This window comes from Corynebacterium sp. HMSC074C11 (assembly GCF_001809455.1).
Lineage (GTDB): Bacteria > Actinomycetota > Actinomycetes > Mycobacteriales > Mycobacteriaceae > Corynebacterium > Corynebacterium amycolatum.
The window spans coordinates 37,981-57,872 of record NZ_KV797730.1 but is presented as its reverse complement, the minus strand read 5'-3'; the positions used below and the strand labels follow the sequence as shown (position 1 = coordinate 57,872).

Here is a 19,892-nt window from a genome sequence, read left to right as displayed (position 1 = left end):
GACCAGGTGACTGAGCCTATTGAGGCATAGGCGCAGTTTCCCTGGCGGTGAAAAATGAGCTCGCCCCACTAGATTCTTCCAGTTTGGAAGACAGTGGGGCGAGCTCATTTTTTGTTGAGTTACAGTCGCGGATTCAACAGGTGAGGGACACGGCGGCCGTCGATTACGGGTTACCGAAACCCTGCCTACTCGTCAGGGTTCCAGTCCAAGGAACTAGTCCACGAAGCTCATTGCGTAGCGGGCAATGGCCAGTTCCTCATTGGTCGGTACCACGAAGACCTTGACCTTCGAGTCATCCGCAGAGATCAGACGCGGGCCATCATTCGGCTGGGAGTTGCGCTCGTCGTCGATCTTGATGCCAAAGTTCTCGAGCTCAGCCATCGAGTCACGGCGGATACCGACGTGATTCTCGCCGACACCGGCAGTGAAGGTGATAGCGTCGAGGCGACCGAGAATCAGCATGTACGAGCCGATGTAGCGGCGCAGCTGGTGAACGTACATCTGGTATGCAGCCCAAGCATCCGGGTCGTGGTCATCCATGCGCTCCTGCAGGACTCGGAAGTCATTGACACCAGAGACACCCTTCAAACCGGACTGGCGGTTGCACAGATTGTCGATCTCATCGATGCTCATGCCGTTGCGGTAGAGGTGGAAGATGACGCCCGGGTCAATGTCACCGGTACGAGTGCCCATCATCAGACCAGCCAGCGGGGTCAGCCCCATCGAGGTATCCACCGCCTGGCCACCTCGGATAGCCGCACACGACGCACCGTTACCCAGGTGCAGCGTAATCTGGTTGATTTCCCCTGCCGGCTTATTCAGAAGGTCCGGCACCTGCTTGGAAACAAACTCATGCGAGGTGCCGTGGAAGCCGTAACGACGGATATCAAACTTCGATGCGACCTCTGCATTTAGCGGGTACAGAGCAGCAGCTGGTGGCATGGTGTGGAAGAAACCAGTGTCGAAGACGGCGACGTGCGGCACGTCGGGAAGCAGCTTGCGAGACTCTTCGATGCCTACGATATTGGCCGGGTTGTGCAGCGGCGCCAGCGGAATAAGATCGCGGATCATGCCGACGATCTCGTCGGTAATCAGCTCCGGTCCAGAGAACAGGCGACCACCGTGAACGACACGGTGACCGACGGCGGCAATATCCACCGACTCCGGACCAACACCGTGCTCATCCATCAGCTCGAACGCGCGGTCAAGGCCACTGGCGTGGTCAGCGATAGGCTCAGTGATTTCAATCTTCTGTCCGGAGAACTTCAGATTAATAATGCCGTCTTCTTCACCAATGCGCTCCACCAGACCGGAGACATACGGCGGCTGCGTTGAGTCCTTCTCCGGATCTACCAGCTGAAACTTGATAGAGGAGGAACCGGAGTTCAAAACAAGTACGTGACGGGACATAATAATTAGTTTCCTCCAGCCTGAATAGCGGTAATTGCAACCGTGTTGATGATGTCCGGCACCGTGGCACCACGGGAAAGGTCGTTGACCGGCTTGTTCAAGCCCTGCAGAATCGGGCCGATTGCCAATGCACCACCACAGCGCTGGGCAATCTTGTACCCGATGTTACCGGCGTCCAGATCCGGGAACACGAAAACAGTTGCCTTACCCGCAACGGAGGAATCCGGCATCTTCTTCGCAGCCACAGACGGGTCAATAGCAGCATCGAACTGCAGCGGACCATCGACGGCGAGGTCCGGAGCCAGCTCCTTGGCCTTGGCCAGGCCCGCCTTCACACGGTCAACATCCTCACCTGTGCCGGATGCTCCAGTGGAGTAGCTCAGCATGGCAACGCGGGCGTCGATACCGAAGGAAGCTGCAGTCTCGGCGGATACTACCGCGATTTCACCCAGCTGTTCCGGAGCCGGCTTCGGCAGCACCGCACAGTCCGCAAAACCCCACAGCGAGTTGTCCATAACCATGAGAAACAGCGACGACACCGTGGAAGCCGACGGCTTGGTCTTAATGATTTGCAAGGACGGACGAATGGTGTGCGCAGTTGTGTGGGCTGCACCGGACACCATGCCGTCGACAAGCCCGTTGTGAATCATCATCGTCGCAAAGTAGGAGATGTCCTGCATCGTCTCACGGGCCTGCTCCAGCGTGACCCCCTTGGCCTTGCGCATCTCTGCGAACTGTTCCGCGAACTGCTCAACATATTCGGAGGTCTGTGGGTTCCAGAGATGGGCGGCGTCGATGTCAAAACCCAGTTCGGCGGCGCGCGCCTTCATAGGATCCGGGTCACCGAGGATAGTGAGCTCACAGATGTCCTCGCGCAGGAGGTAATCAGCGGCCTCAAGAATGCGGTCATCGTCCCCCTCTGGCAGCACAATGTGGCGCTTATCAGCCTTGGCGCGCTGCAACAGCCACCACTGGAAACGCTGTGGAGTCATCACTGCGGTGACCTCGCGGCTTACGACCTTGCGAAGCCCCTCAGCATCGTCAACGGCAACAACGGGAACGTCGAGCTCGAAAGTCTTAGCAGCCTCGGCTGCTTCCTCCCCTGTGAGAACAACAGCGAGTACCTCGCTGTGACGCTGAGCTGCACTGCTGAGCGCCAAACGAACGCGAGCCTTCGCGGCCTCTGTGTGGCAGCCCTCGCCACCAGCGACAACGATGACACCGGCACCGGCGACGGTGGCAATGCGGAAGTCAAAATCGAGGTTGCCGGAGCCGGTCAGAACAGCCGCCCCCTCGTTAGCAGCGCGGTCAGCCTCAACAGCACTGACGATGGTGTCAAGCGCGGATTCCGGATCCACAACAACCTGATCCACAGTGGCGCCGTGAGCCCCACCGACAGTGTGGAGGCAACGTGCCCCACCCAGTGCCTCAGACAATGCCGTAATGACATCCTGTAGATCGTCCGCGCGGTCCACTGAAGTAATCAGGACTGCGGAGTTGTTGGTGGACGCTTGGGCGTTCTTATCGCTCACCGACGTTCCTTTCTCGCACTGCGCTTAATCGTTGACTTATTTGAACGTTGACTTGGCTCGAGCCATTGGACTGCCGGAGGCTCAAGATCATGCTGAGCTTCCAATCCCGCTGAGTCCCAAATCATTATTTTCATCTTATTGTGAGTCACCTTACATCTCACGACGGACTCAAACCTCTTTGGTTACCCCTGGTAGCCACACTTTTCCCCACAGATTCCAACAGTTTTCCCGCATAATCGCGGCTTTTATGCGGTTTTTCTAGTGAACTAGCCCAAATTCCCACATTGGGCGTGACTAAGGTCACATTTAGTTTTGTCCGCCTTCAAAAGCATCTCGCCGATGATGTGATGCTCGCCTCTCGATTTTTCGTAAGTTATCGCTACGATTGGGGGCGCTACCATTGGGAATGTCGAATAAACCAATAACTCCTTTCCCCACGAGGTCACCGCTGGCAGCTACTTACGCCGCGGCCTCGTGGCCGTCGTAAAGCATTAGAGAAAGAAGGACACGCTTCATGAATCGCCCGCTCCGCGTTGCCGTAATTGGCTCTGGCCCGGCCGGTGTTTATGCTTCCGATGCACTGATGAAATCCAGTACTGACGTGGAAGTCGATCTGTTTGAAAAGATGCCGGCTCCATTTGGTCTAATCCGCTACGGTGTCGCCCCCGACCACCCACGTATCAAGGGCATCATTATGGCCTTACACCGTGTGATGGAAAAGCCGGAGCTGCGCCTGTTTTCCAACGTTGAGTTCGGCAAGGACATCACGCTCGACGAATTAAAGGAGCATTACGACGCCGTCATCTTCGCCACCGGTGCCGTCGGCGACCGCGCACTGCCGACTCCGGGAGCAGACCTGCCGGAGCACTTCGGCGCAGGTGAATTCGTGGGCTTCTACGACGGCAATCCGCTCTTTGAGCGCACCTGGGATCTCTCGGCGGAGTCCGTGGCCGTCGTTGGCGTAGGCAACGTCGCGCTGGATGTCTCTCGAATCCTGGCGAAGACCGGTGAGGAACTGCACGTCACAGAGATCCCGGACAATGTTTACGAAGTTCTGAAGACAAATAAGGCCAAGGAAGTCCACGTCTTCGGCCGCCGTGGCCCGGCACAGGCAAAGTTCACTCCGCTGGAGCTCAAGGAACTCGACTACTCACCGAACGTCGAGGTCGTTGTCGATCCGCGCGACATTGACTACGACTCCGCATCCGAGATTATGCGTCGCAACTCCAAGATTACTGACCAGGTCTGCACCATCTTGGAGAACTACGCCATCCGTGAACCGAAGAACGCACCGCACAAGCTCTACATTCACTTCTTCGAGTCGCCAGTGGAAATCCTCAGCGAGGAGGGTGCCGACGGCCAGCAGCATGTGGTCGGCTTGCGCACTCAGCGCATGGAATACGACGGTGCTGGCGGACTGCGGCCGACCGGCGAGACTACCGACTGGAAGGTCGGCGCTGTCTACTCCGCCGTGGGCTACCGCTCTGATGCACTGCCGGGTATCCCGTTCGACAACGTGAAGAATGTCATTTCCAACGTCGGTGGTCGAGTCATCGAATCCGACAACACCGAGGATGAAGCAGCCGAGGCCATCACTGGCCTCTACACCACCGGTTGGGTTCGCCGCGGGCCGGTCGGTCTGATTGGTAATACCAAAGGCGATGCCAACGAGGCCGTGGCCAATCTGCTGGCCGATGCCGCAGAGGGCAAGAAATTCACCCCGTCGAAGCCGGAGTTGTCCGCTGTCAACGAGCTGCTGGAGTCAAAGGGCATCGACTACCTGGACTGGGAGGGCTGGCACAAGCTCGATGCTGCCGAACGCACCGCCGGCGAGGCCGAGGGCCGCGAACGCAAGAAGTATGTCGAATGGGATGAGATGGTCACCCACTCCAAGGGCGAGTAACGGCGAGTAACGAGGGCGGATAGAAAGCGCCGGCTACGCCACTACCTGCACATCCGTGTACGCAGCGCGCGAGTCCCAGCGGCAGCACACGATCGGCGCCAACAGCTCGGCCAATGGCTCACCGAAAGCCACCTGGCCAGCACCGGCGGCAGCGCCCGCATCGAGGACTCGATCCCACAGTAGGCCCGGCGCGGTAAACAGCGGCACCACTACGAGTCCGCGACCGCGCTTGGCCGCGCGCTCCTGTGCCACGGCCACAGCATCGGATCCCTTAATCTTCTCAGGACCGACCACGAATGCTGCACTCACATGTCCCGGCAGCATCCCGCCAAGATTTGCCGCAAATTGGTGCACCGCCGCATTGGCCTCCTCATCAGAGGAGCCGACCCCCATCACCAGCGCATCGACCGGCCAGGAAAAAGATGCATTCTCCGCCGCTTCAATGATTCGCTTCACGACGGCGCGCTTCGTGCCGTCGCCAAGCCCGAGTCCTTCAGCCACTGTGATGTCAACACCATGCCGATTGCAGAGTCGAACCTGCTCGGGAACATCGACTCGCGAGTGGAACGCATCAGTGAACAGCAGCGGTACGGCCAGTGCGCGAGTCTCGCCGGCAGCGGCGAGGTCGGCACAGACGGCATCTAGCGAGGGCTCGTCGAGGTCCAGCCAGGCGAGGCGAATCTGAGAGGGAGCGTCCAGACGGGTGAGCGGCATCTTCTCGCGCACGAGTGCGACCACCTCTTCGAGCACCGGTTTGGTCTCTGGGTGCCGGGAACCGTGCGCAAGCAGAATCAGTGCGGTCATCAATGGTCTCCTCAGGCTCGCTAGCTGTGCTTTCTGGTTTTTCTACCTGGCAGCTCTACTGGGCAGCGCCACGCACGAGGCCAGCGGTGAGAGTGTCACCGGTGCCCGGCTCAATAAGCAGGAAGGCACCGACACGACCACCGACGCGGTAGGCATCGACCGGGAGCGGCTGCGCGACCTCGATGGTCACCTCAGCGACATCATTGACCGCGAGCTGGTCGGCAACGCCGGTGGGCTCACCGGTCTCGATGTCGATAAGGGCATCGACGGAAGCGATACGCCCACGCACCAGCGCGGCACCGTAGCGCACCTCAACGACACGACCGACTGCCAGCGGCTTGTCCGCAAGGTGGACAGCCACGGCGGAGAAACGGCGGACGTCCTCCGGACGGGTGCCACTGATGAGATCACCACGGGCGAGGTCGAACTCGGCATCCAAGCTGATGGCAACCGACTGACCGGCCACGGCCTCAGTGACATCCGCGGCTGCCACGGTGATCTTCGTGACAGTAGCCTGACGGTTGGCGTCTACGGAGACAACATCGCCCACGCGCACGCTACCTGCGGCGATACGGCCGGCGTAACCACGGTATTCAGTGGCGTGATCACGAATGACGTAGTCGATGGGCAGGCGTAGGTCGGCCTCGGCATCGGTTTCCAGGTCGGCACCGATGTTGAGGTTTTCCAGCAGCTCCAACACAGTCGGCCCCTCGTACCACGGGGTATGCTCAGAAGGATCGACAATGTTGTCGCCGACCAAAGCCGACACTGGAACAACGAAGGTGTTCTGCAGACCCAAGCGCTCTGCCAGCACTGCTACATCCGACTCAATCTTGCGGAAGGCTTCTTCGCTGTAGTCCAGCAGGTCGATCTTGTTGACGGCAAAGATTACGTGGCGAACACCCAGCAGACCGGCCACAGTTGCGTGTCGCTTGGTCTGCGTCACGACGCCGTTACGTGCGTCGATAAGCAAAACGACGGCCTCAGCGGTGGACATACCAGTGATGGTGTTTCGGGTGTACTGCTCGTGACCAGGGCAGTCGGCCAAGATGAACGAGCGGACGTCGGTGGCGAAGTAGCGGTAGGCAACGTCGATCGTGATGCCCTGCTCACGCTCGGCCCGCAGACCATCAACCAGCAACGAGAGGTCAGGATTTTCCTGACCGCGCGCCTGCGAGGAGGCGACGACGGCCTCGTACTGGTCAGCGAGGATGTTCTTCGTGTCGTGCAGCAAACGCCCGACAAAGGTCGACTTACCGTCGTCGACGGAGCCAGCGGTGCACAGGCGAAGAGTGCGACGAGCGCGAGTGGCGCGGTCGGCGGTAATCAGGGTAGCTGGGGAATTTGGCTGGCTCATCAGAAGTAACCTTCCTTCTTGCGGTCTTCCATGGAGGATTCGGACAACTTGTCATCTGCGCGGGTAGCGCCGCGCTCGGTGAGCTTGGATGTGCGAAGTTCCTCCATGACCTCCGCAATAGTGGTGGCAGTCGATTCGACAGCGCCGGTACAGCTCATGTCACCGACAGTGCGATAGCGGACAGTGCGAACCTCTAGGGTCTCACCGTCGCGGGGTCCACCCCACTCGCCCGGTGCCAACCACATGCCGCCGCGGTTGAACACCTCACGCTCATGGGCAAAGTAGATGGGTGGCAGCTCGATGTCACGGGCTTCGATGTAGGCCCAGACGTCGGCCTCGGTCCAGTTCGAGATTGGGAAAACGCGAACGTTCTCTCCAGCGGCGTGGCGACCGTTGTAGAGCCCCCACAGCTCCGGCCGCTGACGGCGTGGATCCCAACCGCCGAAGGAGTCGCGGACGGAGAACACGCGCTCCTTGGCGCGGGCCTTCTCCTCATCGCGGCGGGCGCCACCGAGGACGGCGTCGTAACCACGGTTGGCGATGGTCTCCACCAGTGGCACGGTCTGCAAGGGGTTGCGGGTGCCGTCAGCACGCTCGGTGAGCACACCGCTATCAATCCAGTCTTGGACCTTGGCTACGTGCAGCTTAATGCCCGGCTGAGCGGCAATCTTGTCGCGGAATTCAATAACTTCGGGGAAGTTGTGGCCGGTGTTGACGTGGAGCAGCTCCAGCGGGATACCCGCCGGTGCGAAGGCGCGCTTGGCCAACTCGAGCACGACGACGGAGTCCTTTCCGCCGGAGAAAAGCAGTGCCGGACGGTCAAACTGGCCGGCGGTTTGGCGGATAATGTCGATGGCCTCGGCTTCCAGTTCGGCAAGCCGCGGGTCGAGGCGGTTTTGTACGGAAACGGTGGTTGAGCTTGTCATGGGGTTCTTTCTGTTGTGGCTGTGTTAGCTGTGTTAGCTTGTCGGCTGTTTTAAAAAACTGTCTGTATAAGCTGCGGGTCGCAGCTAGCCATGAGCGGCAATTGGCTAGTAGCTAGTGGCTGTCGGTATCGTCTAGCAGCCAGCCGCTCAAACTAGAGGTGCAATCCGCACTCTGTCTTCTCGCTGCCCGCCCAGCGGCCCGAGCGCGGATCCGCACCCTCTGCCACTCGCGCGGTGCATGTCGCGCAGCCAATCGACGGGAACCCCTGTTGTGTCAGCGGATGCACAATGAGGTCGTTATCCTCGATGTACTGGGCAATGTCCTCATCCGTCCAGGTGGCCAGCGGGTTGAGCTTGATGCGACCGGTCTTATCGATTTCCAGTACCGGCGTGTGTGCGCGGGTCGGCGCGTCGACGCGCTTCAGACCTGTGACCCAACCCTCGTAGGGGCGCTTCACAGCTGACAGCGGCTCGACCTTCCGCAGTGCGCAGCATCGCGTCGGGTCGGTCTTGTACAGATCTACGCCCTCTTCAGCATCCTGCTCGGCGCGGGTGCGCTTCGGCTCAATCGACAGCAGTCGGTTGTCGTAGCGCTGTGCGACCTGTTCTGCCACGTCGAGGGTCTCCGGGAAGTGGTAACCCGTATCCAGGAAAACCAGGTCGGCTTCCGGCGCGTGCCGAGCAGCCAGCTCCGCCAATACCGTGTCCTGCATCGACAGGGTCACAGCCAGTGGCGTGTGCAGGTGCTCCGCACCCCATTCCAGTACTTCCCCGGCAGTGGCAGTCTCCAGCTTGGAGCCCCACTCCAGTGCAAGCTCTATCAGACGGCGAGCAGTTTCCGGATTGTCCAGCACATCCTCACGCGCGAGCGCCTCCTGAGTCTTAATGACTTCAGCGGTTTTCAGTCCCGTGCTCATGACGCCACCTTCCTATCAATATGACCATGCAGTTTCACTGTGAATACCCGGCAACATTCGCGGCATTGCCAGGCGTAATCGGTTTCCACATCGGGCCACAGATCATCACCGCCGCAGTAAGGGCAATGCATCACCGCACCCCGGTTCGGATTGGGGTGTGCGCTTCGGCCACCGATCCCCAGTCGCGCTGGCGCCTCGTCTTTTTCGCTTGCCGACGGCCCCTGCGACCGAACCTCGTTGGAAGATTCACTCACTTCAGATACTCCTCATCAGCGCGGACAATCCACTCGCGGAACTGTTCACCCTCGTGGCGCTGCTCCTTGAAATGATTGACGACGCGCTCGATGTAGTCACCCAGTTCTGCCGAGGTGACCTTGTGTCCGCGAACCTTGCGACCGAAGTTGGCATCGAGCCCCAGCGAACCACCGAGGTGAACCTGGAAACCCTCGACACGGTTGCCCTCATCGTCGGTGACAATCTGACCCTTGAGTCCAATATCGGCAATCTGTGTGCGGGCACAGGCATTCGGGCAGCCGTTGAGCGCAATGGTGATTGGGACATCGAGGTCGCCGAGACGTTCCTCCAAGTCGCCCACCAGATCGATTGCGCGCTGGCGCGTGGTGACAAGTGCGAGTTTGCAGAACTCCAGGCCAGTGCAGGCCAGGATGCCCCGCCGGAATGCGGAAGGCTTGGCAGACAGGCCAATTTCGTCGAGCTCAGCGAGCAGGGAGTCGACCTGGTCGTCGGCGACGTCGAGGAGAATGAGCTCCTTCATGACAGTGGTACGGACGCGGGAAACACCGTGGCGCTCGGCGATGTCGGCGAGCTTGACCAGGTCAGAGCCCGGAACACGGCCAACAGCGGGCTTCACACCGACGTAGTTGAGACCGTCGGCCTGCTTGTGCACGCCGATGTGGTCACGGTCGCCCTCGAAAGGCTCGGGCGCGGGGCCGTCGATAAGCTTGCGGTTGAGGTAGTCGTCTTCGAGTACCTGGCGGAACTTCTCCGCACCCCACTCGGCAACGAGGAACTTCAGACGCGCGCGATTGCGCAGGCGACGGTAGCCGTAGTCACGGAAGATGCGGCACACGCCCGCCCATACCTCGGGAACCTCGTCCTCTGGGATCCAGGCGCCGAGACGCTGCGCGAGCATTGGGTTGGTGGAGAGACCGCCGCCGACCCAAACGTCGAAACCGGGGCCGTGCTCTGGGTGATTGACACCGACAAAGGCGACGTCCTGGACCTCGTGGGTGACATCGAGACGCGGGGAACCGGAAACTGCGGACTTAAACTTGCGCGGTAGGTTGGAGAACTCGTCGCCGGAGAGGTACTCGTCCTTGATGCGGCGAATAGCATTGGTGCCGTCGACGATTTCATCGGCAGCAACGCCGGCAACCGGGCTACCTAGGATAACGCGGGGAACGTCGCCGCAGCCAAAGTTGGTGTCGAGACCAACCCGCTCAAGGCGGTCCCAAATCTCCGGCATGTCCTCGACGCGGATCCAGTGCAGCTGGACGTTCTGACGGTCGGAGAAGTCCGCGGTGTCACGAGCGAAGTCGCGGGAAATCTCCCCGATGGTGCGAATACCCTCGGTGGTGGTCTGGCCACCATCGAGACGAACGCGGAGCATAAAGTACTTGTCCTGCAACTCGGCGTTAGTCTTCACACCGGTGTGCTCACCGCTAAGCCCCTGCTTGCGCTGGGTGTAGAGGCCAATCCACTTAAAGCGCGGAGCTAGGTCTTCCGCAGGGATAGAGTCAAACCCCTGCTTGGAGTAGATGTCGATAACACGCTGCTTAACGGCAAAGCCAGCATCTTCTTTCTTGATGCGTTCGTCGTCGTTAAGTGGCTCGCGGCCGTCGATAAGCCACTGTCCCTGCGGCTTCGGTGCACGCTTCTTACGTCGGGTAGCCGCTGCGGAAGCCGGACGCTCGGCGGTTTTCGTAGGAGAGCTCATGGGAATCTACCGAATCACTTTCGTTTTTGTTCTCGTTGACCGAATCAGAGTTGCTTGAATCAGCCCTGAACGAATTAGTTGCTAATTTTTATAGACCGGACGGTCTATGCAGTATTGCAGGCAACATTAGACCGACCAGTCTGGCTAGTGCAAGCCGGGGTATGCTCGGATACCTAGCGAACCCCCGCTTCGCCCACGTGGACACCGTTTTCTGCGCCCACTTTGACACCTCCAGAAGCATCCCCAGCCCCGCCATCAACCGAAGCCGGTGATGGAGATCCAGAACTAGACACATCAGCCAAGGAAGACTGAGAAGTCGACTCAAGTTGGACCCGCTGACGCAGACGCGGAAGAGTGTCATGCGACCGCGCCCACAGCACCAGTGCGACAACGCCAAAAGCCCAGACAAGCAGCACCGTTGCCAACACGCCGCCAGAAACCAGCGGCGAAAACAGTGTTCGAATATTCAGCCCGACCAACACGCCGCCGATCACAATTCCAAGCAGGCGCGGATTAATACGCCCCACCAGGTATGCAGCCAAAGGTGCAGCAATCACACCACCGCACAGCAAACCAATTACCGGCGCGGCATGCTGAGTAAACTCCTCCCGCAGCTTTGGCAAAAAGCCCAGCACAGAAGCTAGAGCGACAAGAAATTCCGCCGCCGAGACAGTACCGATAATCTTGCGCGGCTGATCAGCCTCAGCACCCAACAAAGTAGAGGTGGTAACAGGCCCCCAACCGCCGCCACCAGTGGAATCGAGCAGACCACCAAAGAGCCCCAGCGGAGCGAGCTTCTTCGCTCCCCAGGTCTTTTTCTTGCGCTTAACATTAGCCAGGAAGGCGAAGCGGATAATCACCCACAGGCCGAGAAAAAGCAAGATTGTCGAGGTCACAGGCGTCGCGGCATCACTATCCAGATTGGACAAAAAGGTCGCACCAACAAAGGCACCGATAGCGCCCGGCACACCAAGGCTCAGTGCGCGCCGCCAGTCGACATTGCCGAATCGCCAGTGCGAAATACCAGAGGCCAGCGTCGTGCCCACCTCCGCTACGTGAACTACCGCCGACGCAGTGGCAGCACTACTACCAGCAACAATAAAAAGTGAAGTGGCAGTGACACCGAATGCCATCCCCAGAGTGCCATCGACTAATTGCGCGCCAAGGCCGATTAGCACGAAGACTATGAGTTTTTCCATGACAAGCCCTTCCCCGCTTACCCAACCAGAGCCTGCCGTTGCCACGACGTCCGCACGACAAGCTCTTTTAGACCTCGTTCAGCAGAAGCAATACGCAGCAAAACCCTCTCAAGCCAAAGCAGTGATTCTTGCGGTGTTTTGTGTTTGCTTTTTGTAGACCAGTTTGTCTATATTCTGTTTCAGCAAGCATAGACCGATTGGTCTACGATAAGCAATCGCGACAAAGAAAACGTAGAAAAAGGATTCCACTCAATGACCAACGACCAGACTGCAGCCCAGAACGCGGCCGCTTCCTCACTGCCCAATCTCGCCAACTCCACCACGCCACTGCGTGTAGCCGTGGTCGGCTCGGGCCCGGCCGGTATCTACGCCTCCGACGCACTGATGAAGTCCGGCCGCGACGTCGCCATCGACCTCTACGAGCGCCTTCCAGTGCCGTTCGGTCTCATCCGCTACGGCGTTGCGCCAGACCACCCGCGAATCAAGGGCATCATTAAGTCCCTCCACCGAGTGCTGGACAAGCCGCAGGTCCGACTTCTGGGCAACGTGGACGTCGGTAAGCAGGTCAGCGTCGATGAACTGCGCCAGTTCTACGACGCCATCATCTTCGCCACTGGCGCGACCGGCGACCGCGATCTGAATATCCCGGGCGCCGACCTGCCGGAGCACTACGGCGCGGGTGAGTTCGTAGGTTTCTACGACTCCCACCCGGAGTTCGCCCGCGATTGGGAGCTCTCCGCTGAGTCCGTGGCCGTGGTCGGTGTCGGCAACGTGGGCCTCGACGTCGCCCGCATTCTCGCCAAGACTGCCGATGAGCTGCACGTCACCGAAATCGCCGACAACGTCTACGCTGGCCTGGCAAAGAATGCCGCCCGCGAAATTCACGTCTTCGGCCGCCGCGGCCCGGCCCAGGCAAAGTTCACTCCACTGGAGCTGAAGGAATTGGACCACTCCGACACCATTGAGGTTGTCGTGAATCCGGAGGACATCCAGTACGATGCCGCCTCCGAAACGTCCCGTCGTGAGTCCAAGATCACCGATCAGGTCTGTACGATTCTGGAAAACTACGCCATCCGCGAGCCAAAGGGCGCCCCGCACAAGCTCTTCATCCACTTCTTCGAGTCCCCGGTCGAAATCATCGGCGAGACTGGCGAGGATGGAGTACAGCACGTCAGCGCTATCCGCACCGAACGCACTGAACTCGACGGCGAGGGTGGCGTCCGTGGCACCGGCACGTTCACCGAATGGCCGGTCGGTGCGGTCTACCGTGCAGTCGGCTACCGCTCCGACGCAGTCACCGGCGTACCGTTCGACACCGGCACCCACACCATCCCAGATGCCGGCGGACGCGTGCTTGACGACGTCGACGGCAACCACATCCAGGGTCTGTACACCACCGGCTGGATTCGCCGTGGCCCGGTCGGCCTAATCGGTAACACCAAGGGCGACGCCAACGAAACCGTCGGCAACCTCATCGCCGACTGGGAGGCAGGCCGCCTGGTCGCACCTGCAAAACCCACGTATAACGACGTCGACGAGTTCCTGGCCAACAAGGGCCTCCAGGTCACCACCTGGGAGGGCTGGCACGCACTCGACGCCGCCGAACGTGCAGCGGGCGAAGCCGAAGGCCGCGAGCGCAAGAAGCTGGTCGAGTGGGCCGATATGGTTGCGGCCTCCACGGTCGTCGCAAAGCAGCCAGATGCCGATGACGTGGCCGAAGCTGTACACGAAGCGGTTGTGGAGACTGTCGCCAGCTAGCGTGTCGGGTCTAACCGGGCAGTTGATTGTGCACGTCAGTCGGTCTTCGGATTAGAGTTAATACATGGCTTATCATGCAGACTCATCCAACCTGGACGTCAAGGAAGTTCTGACCTGGGAAGGCTTCGGCGTCGCCTCCCGTGAACTGGCACAGCAGATTGTCGATTCGGGCTACGAGCCGGAGATCATTATCGCCGTGGCCCGCGGTGGTCTTCTACCTGCAGGTGCACTCAGCTACACCATGGGCGTCAAGCTCTCTGACGCCATTAACGTCGAGTTCTACACCGACGTGGCGGAGACCCTGCCGGATCCGGTTCTGCTGGAGCCGCTGCTGGACATCGAATCGATTTCTGAGCGCCGTCTGCTGGTCGTTGACGATGTCGCAGACTCCGGTCGCACGCTGCACCTGGTGCTCGATTTGCTTAAGACCCACGGTGCGGAAGTACGCTCCGCTGTGCTCTACGGCAAGTCCCGCTCGGAGATTGCACCGGACTATGTCTGGAAGCACACCGATGACTGGATCGTCTTCCCCTGGTCGGCCGAGCCACCGGTACAGAAGTCCAAGTAGATCAAGTAGCTTACGCACCATAGCGGGCAAACAAAAAGTGCGCTGCGGGGCCGGTTACGGCCGTACCGCAGCGCACACTACGTCGTCGAACTAGCCCAGTTCGACGACCTTAATCTTTGATGCCGCCTCCGATGCACGCTCACGGGCAGCATCGACAGAATCCGCGGTTGAAACAGCAACGCCCATGCGGCGACGCGGGCCAGCGACCGGCTTACCAAAGATACGAATATCAGTCTCCGGAATAGCCATGGCCTCCGTCAGCCCGGTGTAGCCCGGCTGCTCGATGTCAGCACCGCCGTAGACCACAGCGGAGGCTCCCGGGGACACCAGCGTGACGTCGATAGGCAGACCCAACACTGCACGCGCGTGCAGCTCGAACTCAGAGAAACGCTGGGTGCCCATGGTGACCATGCCGGTGTCGTGCGGACGCGGGCTGACCTCGGAGAACCACACCTCATCGCCGCGAACAAACAGCTCGACGCCGAAGATACCGCGACCGCCCAGCGCGTTGGTGATGCGCGCGGCGACAGAGCGCGCATTGTCCAGGGCGTTTTCACTCATGGCAGCCGGCTGCCATGACTCAACGTAGTCGCCGTCCTGCTGACGGTGCCCAATGGGCTCACAGAACCACGTTGCCCCCTCGCCGGTCTCCGGATCAACGGAGCGCACGGTCAGCAGCGTGATCTCGTAGTCGAAATCGACGAAGCCCTCCACGATGACGCGGCCGGACTCGACGCGGCCGCCACTCATGGCGTAATCCCACGCGGCCTGGACATCCTCCGGCGAACGCAGCGTGGACTGCCCCTTGCCCGAGGAACTCATGACCGGCTTGACCACACACGGGAAGCCAATCTCATCAACAGCTGCGGTGAACTCATCAAAGCTGGAGGCGAAGTGATAGCGGGAAGTCGGCAGCCCAACCTCTTCCGCAGCCAGACGGCGAATACCCTCTCGGTTCATGGTCAGCTGAGTCGCCCGTGCGGTTGGAATAACGGTGACGTCCAGCGTCTCGTCTTCCTCAACCTCTTCCAGCACCTCGGTTGCCAGGGCCTCGATCTCGGGGACGATGAAGTGGGGCTTGACCTCGAGAATCAGGTCCCGCAGTGCACTGGGGTCCGACATATTCAAGACGTAGGCGTGGTGAGCTACCTGGTGTGCCGGTGCATGCTCGTAGCGATCGGCAGCGTGCACCTCAACGCCAAGACGTTGGAAAGCAATGGTCACCTCCTTGCCGAGCTCGCCAGAGCCGAGCAGCAGAACTCGCGTCGCTCCCGGCTGGTACGGGGTTCCGGTGACTTCAGGGGTGAACATCGAGATAAACTCGCTTTCGTCTACGGCACGTACGCTGCACAACCAGCAGCTGTGAAATTGATTGTCTCCAGCATACGACAGCGAGCGGATTCACCGCGGCGGGCACGGGCGGGAACCTAGCGCGGGAACACCCGCTCAAACTCGACCAGCGCCGCACTCCGGTCAGCAGCCAAGACAACGTTCGCCTCAGCACCGGCAGAGTCTGCCACCACTTGACCGCGGCGTCCTGGCTCATCTGCAAAGGTTCGCTTATCGACGCCCACGAGACGCATCTTCTCCACTTCCCCTGTCACCGCACCGACGGCCACCATCGCAGCAAAGAGGTCATGGACCTGCGCCTTGTAACCGACCCCCACACCCTGGTGGAACTCAAAGTAGAACTTCAGCGAACGGCGCAGAACACGCAGCAGCTCCGGGTTCATACCGGCATCGCGCCAGGACTCAATTTCAACATCGCTGATAGTGATGGTCTCGGTGACATTGAGTGGAACCAACGTCGGCACCGGCGCACCTGCGGCGGTGGCGATACTGCGCACGGCATCCTCCGGGCGCTCGACTGCCACAGCGCCCGCGGTGCCGAAGACCTCGGTGACCGCGGTGGGGTCGACCCAGAAGTTCCATTCCGCAAACTCGGTAACGTTACCGTGGTACTCCACAGCACCGCCCATAATGGTTACGCCGTCGAGCTCCCGCATGAGTTCTGGGTACTTCTTCAAAGCGGCCACGTAGGTAGTCATAGGGCCAGTGACCAGCAGGTGCACCTTCTCCCCCGTCGACCGCGCCTGCTCGATGACCTGGCGCCACAGCGCCAGCGGATCCGTCGCTCCTCCGCGCCCCGGCTCGTAGATGACGGCCGGTGGCGCCAGGTTGTAGCCCAGCCCGTACGGGCCATGAGTCTCAGGCGTGGTAGTCAGCTCACGGTCAGCGGGCCCCTCGAAACCGCTGACAACCGGGACCTCCGGACAACCGCAGAGATTCAACATGTATTTTGTGTTGCGAGCGGACCATGCCGCAGTGGTGTTACCACCTGCGCAGGTCACACCCACCAGCTCAATCTCGCCTGCGGTATGCAACCCCGCGAGGTAGACGAGAGCAAGACTGTCATCGATACCCGTGTCAACGTCGGCAAGCACTTTCAAACGCGTCATAAGGTCAAGTGTGACACGAAACACGCTCGGCTCGCAGAGCTAAACCCGGGCAAAACAGGAATACAGACAAGTTTTCGCGGGTGCTAGCCGGATTTACTAGTTCGTCGCCATCCCTGCATCACCCACCGGAGCGGACTCCGGCAGCGGCATAGCCAGCTCGGTCAAGACCTCGCGCAGACGCGTCGGGTAGTCGGTAATGATGCCATCGACACCAGCGGCAATCTGCTCGCGCATGGTCTCCTTTTCATTCACCGTCCACGGCACCACCTTCATGCCAGCCTCGTGTGCGCGGGAAATCAGCTCCGGCGTGGCGACCGGGTGGTAGTCAGAATCCGACGGTGTCTTGCCGTAAGGAATGCTGTGCGTCGGTGAGAGCACCTGCACGCCGAGCTGCTTGGCGGCCTCGATAATGTCGCCATCGACCTCGTCGTAATTGACATCGCCGATCCAAGGAGAATCCTTCTTCCAGGTGGTCTCGTCCCACAGCATGACCAGTGGAATCTCCGGGTTCCGTTCCGCGACCAGCGGCAGCGAGCGCCAATCGAAGGACTGAATCATCACTCGATCAGCCACACCCGCGCGGTCAATCTCGTCGAGAATCACATCGACGAACTCCTGTGGTTCTGCCGAGTCAGCGCGCTTTTCGCCCTCAATCTTGGTCTCAATGTTGAAGTGGATGTCCTGGTTGTCCTTAGTTAGCTCGAACAGCTCCGGCAGGGTCATCATCCTGTTGCCCTTGATTGGCTCCGCATCCGGGAAGTCCTCGAGCTTCTTGTCGCAGACCAGGGTTTGTACCTGCTCATAGGTGAGGTCATGCACGAGCTTGCCGACGTACGGGTACTGCGGATCCCCCTCCGTCACTGGCTCGGTGTCCGAGCACTTATCGTCTTGGATCTCCGGATCGTGCCAGACCATAGGCACGCCATCCTTCGTCAGAACGATGTCCAGCTCCAACGTCGTAACGCCCAGCTCCAGCGAGTTGGCCATCGCCTGCTTGGACTCCTCCGTCCACTCACCGCGACCACCACGGTGCGACTGCAGATCAAAACCCTCCGGCAACTTAGCCATCGCAGCCGGCCGCACATTCGCGGACGCATTCAGCTCAGCGACCTGCTGCTTTTCAAAGGTCTTCTCTTCGCTCGCCGTAGTGCTAACCGCGCTTGTACTGCTTGACGACGACACCGCGTCGTTGTCCGCATCATTGCTGCAGGCTGCAATAGGAGAAATAGCAAACGCACCCATAGCAATGGCCGCAATTGCGCGGCGTGTGCCGTGAGCACGTGAGTTCTGTGGCTGCTCTCTCTGCTCGGTCCGTTCGTCAAGGATGGAGTCAGATGAGTTGTGAGAAGACATGGCCGGTGATTTTCCTCTTTGGGCTTAGTATTAGCGACTTATGTTAGCGACTTCATAGCGACGGCATAGTACCGACAACACAGTGTCGACAAACTACCGTCGGAGATTTTACGGAACACAGAAATCTACGTGAAATCTGTGTGTTGCGCCACTACTTTAAAACGGCTTGCCAGCACTCGCATCTGGAGAGAGCACGGGTTAGAGATTAATTTCCCTCTGCCTTTGGAATCTCACCTTCTTGAGCAACTTCTACCCCATCCCAGGAGTACGTAACGGGAGCGTTGTACTGGTCTTTAAAGGCGAAGGCACCGCCGTCTTCAATCATTTTATTGACATCGAAGAAATTGACGGTCACAGTTTTGCCATCGCCTTCGACCGAGTTGATTGTCTGCGGACCACCGGCGGTACCCACGTACTCGCCCTTATGAAACAGCAGCACTGCACCAGAGGTAGTTGAGTGGGTAATTTCATTCTGTACTGCTGAGGCAAAGGTCAACTCGCTGGTGGTATCCCAGTTCGTATTGTCCGTGACTGTCCAACCGCTGCCATTGCCACCTTCCATTGAGTTCAGGTCGGCAACCGCTTCTTCGAAAGACTCTTCCTGGATTGGCGCAGAAGAACCCCCATCGGTGTCGTTATCATCGACATCCGGATTGGGGGTATCTGCACTTTCACTGTCATCCTCGACAGTGGTGGTCGTAGTGATGGTGGTCGTTTCTTCATCTACCTGAGGAGCAGAGGTCGGTGCTGCAGTCTCATCAGTGGAGCAACCGGACAAAGCCACTACACCTGCGACCGCCGCGCTAACCAGCATCGACCCGCGACGAACTGAACGACCACTCATGGCTGGAACCTCTTCTGTTCTCTCAAGTTTTCTCAAGCACCTAGCTACGGCGGAGCATTACTTTTCTCATGTCCGACTCTGAATTGAGTTTACTTGGAAAAATTCAAGAGTCCCCGAGAGTGCCCAAGAATTCTCGAAAGCTCTCGAGAGTTCTCGGGAGCCGTTAGGAAGCGGGCTTCGCGCCGCCGGGAATCTTCCCCTCGTGGACGACGTGATCGCCGTTCCAGAAGAAGTGAACATTAGAGGTGAACTCCACCGCATCAGCGTTCGGCGCACCTGCGGCCTCCTGGGCCTCCCAGTCGTGGTAGATGACTGAAATGTTCTTACCATCAGGGGTCGGCGTCACCTTGTTGATGTGCTGAGGCCGGTCAGAGTCCGTACCAATGAACTCACCCTTGTGGAACATCAACAACACAGTGGAGGACTGAGCGTTGCCCTGCTTGGCCTGATCTGCGAGAGCAAAGCTCAAATCGCTACACGGGCTGAAGTTGGAGGTGCCAGTGTACTTCCACCCATCATGGTTGTTCGGACGCTCCCTGTTGACCTTATCCAGGGCCGCCTGGATTTCAGGTGCAGCCGGGTTCGGGGTACAGCTATCCACCTGCGCCGGAGCTGGAGCCGGTGCTGGAGCCGGTTTCGCCTGAGCCGCAGGAGCTGCAACTGCTCCACCTACTGCGGAGAAAACCATCGCGCCGGAAAGCACGGCGGAACTTGCCAGTCGTTGTACTCGGTGTCCTGTGTTTTGCATGAAAACCACACGCCTTCTGTCGTTTGGACTTCTGTCGTTGGACCACGCGGTGAGGCCTACGATACAAAAATGACTCTGAGATGCCAGGGTCAACTGACAATTCCCAGAGCCTTCTCGTGGTTAGCAAATGTTCTTTTTTACAGCAGCCAGCAGTTTC

General features: G+C 59.5%; 16 protein-coding genes. 3 read left to right on the top strand and 13 right to left on the bottom strand.

What is annotated here, in order from left to right:
- Positions 1–213: 213 nt before the first annotated feature.
- Positions 214–1,410 (bottom strand): acetate kinase, encoded by a 1,197-nt coding sequence (locus tag HMPREF2614_RS05585; RefSeq protein ID WP_038626720.1) that lies wholly within the window; start codon positions 1,408–1,410, stop codon positions 214–216.
- 5 nt (positions 1,411–1,415) lie between these two features.
- On the bottom strand, positions 1,416–2,741 hold the full coding sequence (gene pta, locus HMPREF2614_RS05580; RefSeq protein WP_235191282.1) for a phosphate acetyltransferase: 1,326 nt from the start codon (positions 2,739–2,741) through the stop codon (positions 1,416–1,418).
- Positions 2,742–3,456: 715 nt separating this feature from the next.
- On the opposite strand from pta, the gene HMPREF2614_RS05575 reads away from it, so the two are divergent.
- Positions 3,457–4,845 carry an FAD-dependent oxidoreductase gene (locus tag HMPREF2614_RS05575; RefSeq protein ID WP_038626724.1) on the top strand — a complete coding sequence of 463 codons (1,389 nt, stop codon included), beginning with the start codon at positions 3,457–3,459 and terminating at the stop codon, positions 4,843–4,845.
- 33 nt (positions 4,846–4,878) lie between these two features.
- Here the strand turns inward: HMPREF2614_RS05575 and HMPREF2614_RS05570 are convergent, their stop codons facing one another.
- From HMPREF2614_RS05570 to HMPREF2614_RS05545, 6 genes are all read right to left on the bottom strand, one after another.
- Positions 4,879–5,649 (bottom strand): sirohydrochlorin chelatase, encoded by a 771-nt coding sequence (locus HMPREF2614_RS05570; protein WP_038626726.1) that lies wholly within the window; start codon positions 5,647–5,649, stop codon positions 4,879–4,881.
- Between the two features lie 55 nt (positions 5,650–5,704).
- Positions 5,705–7,006 carry a sulfate adenylyltransferase subunit 1 gene (locus HMPREF2614_RS05565; protein WP_070560422.1) on the bottom strand — a complete coding sequence of 434 codons (1,302 nt, stop codon included), beginning with the start codon at positions 7,004–7,006 and terminating at the stop codon, positions 5,705–5,707.
- Positions 7,006–7,932, bottom strand: a complete 927-nt coding sequence (gene cysD / locus HMPREF2614_RS05560) for a sulfate adenylyltransferase subunit CysD (RefSeq protein ID WP_049181109.1) — start codon at positions 7,930–7,932, stop codon at positions 7,006–7,008. Before cysD ends, HMPREF2614_RS05565 begins: the two co-directional genes overlap by 1 nt.
- A 152-nt stretch (positions 7,933–8,084) precedes the next feature.
- Positions 8,085–8,849, bottom strand: a complete 765-nt coding sequence (locus tag HMPREF2614_RS05555) for a phosphoadenylyl-sulfate reductase (RefSeq protein ID WP_038626732.1) — start codon at positions 8,847–8,849, stop codon at positions 8,085–8,087.
- Positions 8,850–9,099: 250 nt separating this feature from the next.
- On the bottom strand, positions 9,100–10,806 hold the full coding sequence (locus tag HMPREF2614_RS05550) for a nitrite/sulfite reductase (RefSeq protein WP_049181108.1): 1,707 nt from the start codon (positions 10,804–10,806) through the stop codon (positions 9,100–9,102).
- Positions 10,807–10,979: 173 nt separating this feature from the next.
- Positions 10,980–12,005, bottom strand: a complete 1,026-nt coding sequence (locus HMPREF2614_RS05545; protein ID WP_070560420.1) for a sulfite exporter TauE/SafE family protein — start codon at positions 12,003–12,005, stop codon at positions 10,980–10,982.
- A gap of 252 nt (positions 12,006–12,257) precedes the next feature.
- On the opposite strand from HMPREF2614_RS05545, the gene HMPREF2614_RS05540 reads away from it, so the two are divergent.
- Both HMPREF2614_RS05540 and HMPREF2614_RS05535 read left to right on the top strand, forming a co-directional pair.
- Positions 12,258–13,763 (top strand): FAD-dependent oxidoreductase, encoded by a 1,506-nt coding sequence (locus HMPREF2614_RS05540; RefSeq protein ID WP_049181107.1) that lies wholly within the window; start codon positions 12,258–12,260, stop codon positions 13,761–13,763.
- A gap of 64 nt (positions 13,764–13,827) precedes the next feature.
- Positions 13,828–14,331 (top strand): phosphoribosyltransferase, encoded by a 504-nt coding sequence (locus tag HMPREF2614_RS05535; protein ID WP_038626740.1) that lies wholly within the window; start codon positions 13,828–13,830, stop codon positions 14,329–14,331.
- A gap of 90 nt (positions 14,332–14,421) precedes the next feature.
- Here the strand turns inward: HMPREF2614_RS05535 and purT are convergent, their stop codons facing one another.
- The 5 genes from purT to HMPREF2614_RS05510 form a co-directional block, all read right to left on the bottom strand.
- The gene (gene purT, locus HMPREF2614_RS05530) at positions 14,422–15,642 is read right to left on the bottom strand and encodes a formate-dependent phosphoribosylglycinamide formyltransferase (protein WP_049181106.1); all 1,221 of its coding nucleotides are present in this window, start codon (positions 15,640–15,642) and stop codon (positions 14,422–14,424) included.
- Between the two features lie 116 nt (positions 15,643–15,758).
- A complete protein-coding gene (locus HMPREF2614_RS05525; protein WP_070432063.1) occupies positions 15,759–16,790 on the bottom strand; it encodes a nucleoside hydrolase in 1,032 nt (343 codons plus the stop codon).
- Between the two features lie 96 nt (positions 16,791–16,886).
- Complete coding sequence (locus tag HMPREF2614_RS05520) at positions 16,887–18,143, bottom strand: glycerophosphodiester phosphodiesterase family protein (RefSeq protein WP_038626746.1); 1,257 nt, start codon at positions 18,141–18,143, stop codon at positions 16,887–16,889.
- Between the two features lie 205 nt (positions 18,144–18,348).
- Positions 18,349–18,987: an LppP/LprE family lipoprotein gene (locus tag HMPREF2614_RS05515; RefSeq protein ID WP_049181104.1), complete on the bottom strand. Its 639-nt coding sequence runs from the start codon at positions 18,985–18,987 to the stop codon at positions 18,349–18,351.
- 163 nt (positions 18,988–19,150) lie between these two features.
- The gene (locus HMPREF2614_RS05510; RefSeq protein ID WP_070560562.1) at positions 19,151–19,735 is read right to left on the bottom strand and encodes an LppP/LprE family lipoprotein; all 585 of its coding nucleotides are present in this window, start codon (positions 19,733–19,735) and stop codon (positions 19,151–19,153) included.
- Positions 19,736–19,892: the final 157 nt, after the last annotated feature.

Coding starts and splice junctions, on each gene's coding strand:
- HMPREF2614_RS05575 (WP_038626724.1), top strand. CDS start 3,457: ATGAATCGCCCGCTCCGCGTTGCCGTAATTGGCTCTGGCCCGGCCGGT.
- HMPREF2614_RS05535 (WP_038626740.1), top strand. CDS start 13,828: ATGGCTTATCATGCAGACTCATCCAACCTGGACGTCAAGGAAGTTCTG.
- HMPREF2614_RS05555 (WP_038626732.1), bottom strand. CDS start 8,849: ATGAGCACGGGACTGAAAACCGCTGAAGTCATTAAGACTCAGGAGGCG.
- cysD (WP_049181109.1), bottom strand. CDS start 7,932: ATGACAAGCTCAACCACCGTTTCCGTACAAAACCGCCTCGACCCGCGG.
- HMPREF2614_RS05510 (WP_070560562.1), bottom strand. CDS start 19,735: ATGCAAAACACAGGACACCGAGTACAACGACTGGCAAGTTCCGCCGTG.
- HMPREF2614_RS05545 (WP_070560420.1), bottom strand. CDS start 12,005: ATGGAAAAACTCATAGTCTTCGTGCTAATCGGCCTTGGCGCGCAATTA.
- HMPREF2614_RS05525 (WP_070432063.1), bottom strand. CDS start 16,790: ATGACGCGTTTGAAAGTGCTTGCCGACGTTGACACGGGTATCGATGAC.
- HMPREF2614_RS05565 (WP_070560422.1), bottom strand. CDS start 7,006: ATGAGCCAGCCAAATTCCCCAGCTACCCTGATTACCGCCGACCGCGCC.
- purT (WP_049181106.1), bottom strand. CDS start 15,642: ATGTTCACCCCTGAAGTCACCGGAACCCCGTACCAGCCGGGAGCGACG.
- HMPREF2614_RS05520 (WP_038626746.1), bottom strand. CDS start 18,143: ATGTCTTCTCACAACTCATCTGACTCCATCCTTGACGAACGGACCGAG.
- HMPREF2614_RS05515 (WP_049181104.1), bottom strand. CDS start 18,987: ATGAGTGGTCGTTCAGTTCGTCGCGGGTCGATGCTGGTTAGCGCGGCG.
- HMPREF2614_RS05570 (WP_038626726.1), bottom strand. CDS start 5,649: ATGACCGCACTGATTCTGCTTGCGCACGGTTCCCGGCACCCAGAGACC.
- HMPREF2614_RS05585 (WP_038626720.1), bottom strand. CDS start 1,410: ATGTCCCGTCACGTACTTGTTTTGAACTCCGGTTCCTCCTCTATCAAG.
- HMPREF2614_RS05540 (WP_049181107.1), top strand. CDS start 12,258: ATGACCAACGACCAGACTGCAGCCCAGAACGCGGCCGCTTCCTCACTG.
- HMPREF2614_RS05550 (WP_049181108.1), bottom strand. CDS start 10,806: ATGAGCTCTCCTACGAAAACCGCCGAGCGTCCGGCTTCCGCAGCGGCT.